1 protein-coding gene is annotated in these 653 nt (G+C 63.1%); it reads left to right on the top strand.

Annotation, left to right across the window (positions count from 1 at the left end; genetic code table 11):
• Positions 1–610, top strand: a 610-nt coding sequence (locus AC3AYF_RS12085) for a LysM-like peptidoglycan-binding domain-containing protein (protein ID WP_487779782.1), incomplete at its 5' end; no start/stop codon positions are given.
• Positions 611–653: the final 43 nt, after the last annotated feature.

The following is a 653-nucleotide window of genomic DNA, read 5'->3' as shown; positions in this document are numbered from 1 at the left end:
AATGCACCTCGATCTGGTCCCCGAAGCACACGCCGACGACGTTCCCCAGCCGTCAGCGCAGGCGATCTCTCCCATCATCAAGCCGGCGGTCAAGCCCAGCGTCAAGAAACTGGCGGTGCAATTTCCCGTGGGCGATGCCTACTCGGCGACCGACGAAGACGATGACAGCATTGGAGGCACCTCCTACGAGGATTGGTCCTTCGACAACTCTCTCGACCCCTCCGGCAGCACGGAACTGGGCGACGAGATCGCCGCTCGCGAGACCTACGTTCCCGAATGGCAGAGCTACACCATTCAGAACGGCGACTCCTTCGCCCTGACCGCCGAGCGGACGCTGGGCCTGGCGTACAGCGACGTCATGCAGATTCTCAACACGGTGCCGGACAAGAAGGTCCTCACGCGCTGGCGGGTCGGCCACAGCTTCGACTATAAACTCGACGAGCACGGCCAACTGCTGGCGCTGCGGGTGATGAAGGATCCCCGCGAGGGCTATCTGATTCAGCGTGACGACGAGACGGCCGACTTCGACGAGCTGCCCGAGGCTTGGACCGACGAGGATGAGTTGAAGTGGCCGGAGTCAGCGTCCCGGCGCCCCCCTTCTTGGGAGTAGCCCGAGCCGCTCGGAGAGGAAAACCTGACAACCCGTCAGGAAT

The organism is Salinicola sp., assembly GCF_982684285.1.
This window is presented reverse-complemented; position numbering and strand designations above follow the sequence as displayed.